This window comes from Streptomyces boncukensis (assembly GCF_011045075.1).
Lineage (GTDB): Bacteria > Actinomycetota > Actinomycetes > Streptomycetales > Streptomycetaceae > Streptomyces > Streptomyces boncukensis.
Window position 1 is genome coordinate 1 of record NZ_JAAKZZ010000918.1, and the last position, 1,598, is coordinate 1,598.

The 1,598-nt window shown below is 73.8% G+C and carries 3 protein-coding genes; 2 read left to right on the forward strand and 1 reads right to left on the reverse strand.

The features are described 5' to 3' along the window. Window positions 1-31 precede the first annotated feature (31 nt). Entirely contained in the window at window positions 32-502 is a 471-nt protein-coding gene (locus tag G5C65_RS36970) for a helix-turn-helix domain-containing protein (RefSeq protein WP_165303411.1), read from the reverse strand. Between the two features lie 188 nt (window positions 503-690). Between G5C65_RS36970 and G5C65_RS36975 the strand changes: the two genes are divergently transcribed. Both G5C65_RS36975 and G5C65_RS36980 read left to right on the forward strand, forming a co-directional pair. Next, window positions 691-957: a hypothetical protein gene (locus G5C65_RS36975; protein ID WP_165303412.1), complete on the forward strand. Its 267-nt coding sequence runs from the start codon at window positions 691-693 to the stop codon at window positions 955-957. Then, window positions 954-1,598, forward strand: a 645-nt coding sequence (locus G5C65_RS36980; RefSeq protein WP_206442694.1) for a hypothetical protein, incomplete at its 3' end; no start/stop codon positions are given. The genes G5C65_RS36975 and G5C65_RS36980, both read left to right, overlap by 4 nt.

Below are 1,598 nucleotides of genomic sequence, written 5' to 3' on the forward strand. Positions count from 1 at the left end.
GGGCCGGCCAGGCGGGGTCAGCCCGGCAGGATCAGCGGGCCTCGATGTCGGGTCGGCCCACGGCGGGCAGTGGCCGTTCGGGGAGGAACTGGCCGGCGATCTTGATGAACATCTCCCGCTGCTCGGGGGCCACACCGAGGCGCGCGGCGGCCTGCTCCAGCGTCAGCGGGGTGTCCTGCGGCTGGGACGGGCCGTCCGGCTGCTGCGCCGACCCCGCGGGTGACGGCTCGCGCAGCGGAAGCTCTTCCGGGGTGAGCTGCCCCGAGCGGACCAGCATGTCCCGTATCGGCACCCGCAGCACGCGCGCCAGCCGGCGCATGGTCTCCAGGTCGGGCATGCTCTGCCGCTGCAGCAGCCGCGTGATCGCCGCCCGGTGCACCGAAGCCGCGTCCGCGAGCTGGGACTTGCCGCCCCCGCGCGGGCTGTCGATGTCATATCCACGTTCTCGGATCACCTGTTCGATCCACGTGGCGAAGCTCTCCAGCTCCTCTGAGGCCGTCACCGCGCACACCTCCTTCTCTCTTCGCCCTCAGCATAGCTTGCGTACGAGCACAGAATTACGTGCTTTCGCGAGCGAAATCAAGGCAGCCCATGAGTGAGCCCCGTGAAGACCGGGTAAGGGAGTTGCGTGCGCGCACGAACTAAGCGATCGTGCGAGTTCGCAACACACGGACCACGCCCGGAGGTGCCATGAAACAGACTGCCCGCACATCGACCGCCACGGCCTCACCCGCCTGCGCGGGCCTCCCCGCGCGGACCGTCTTCGCCGAGCGCGAGCAGGACGCGCTCCCCGCGCTGCGCGCGTGCCGCCGCTGCCTCGTGCGCCGGTGGTGCGAGGAGACGGTGGCCCCGGCGGCGAGCTGGTTCGACGGGGTCAGCGCCGGACGGCTGTGGCGCAACGGACGCCCGGTGACCCTCCGGCTGCCGCAGGAAGGCCAGGAAGGCGGGGAGGCGTGAGCCGCCACACGACGACGGGTGCGGGCCGGGGGCAGGAGCCCGGCATCCGCGCCGAGACCGCCGCTGCGGCCCACTGGCTGCGCGCGCTTGCACGCCAGTTCCCCGAACTGCTCACCGAACTGGCGCCCGGCGGCACGTCCCCCGGACTCCCCCGCCGGACTCCGGGACCGGCCACCCCCGAACGCACCACGGCGCCGCTGCGTCTGCACATCTCCGACGCCGTACGCGACATCACCGACGGCGTGATCGAGCTGGAGGAGGCCGGCTACGAGCGGCTGCGCCGGGGGCGCCCCCGGCGGGCCCCCGTCCCCCAGCGGATCGCCCGCCTCCTCGAACTCCTCGACCTCCTCGACGGGGAGGACGAGCGGCATGTGCTCCTCGCCGCGCACCTGCACGCCGAGGCCCGCAGGATGGCCCGGCGCTGCGCCCGCGCCCTCGGCGACACCGAGCCGATGGCCGCCGTGTCCGGGCGCTGCCCCTGGTGCGCCTCGGTCTCGCTGCGCGCCTTCCCCGAACGGCGCGCCGTGATGTGCATCAACCCCGGCTGCCGCTGCGACAGCCCCGCGTGCGACTGCCGCACCGACCCGGCCCACCGGCATGTGTGGCCGGAAGCGCAGTGGGAGTCGGCGTGGGAGCCGGGG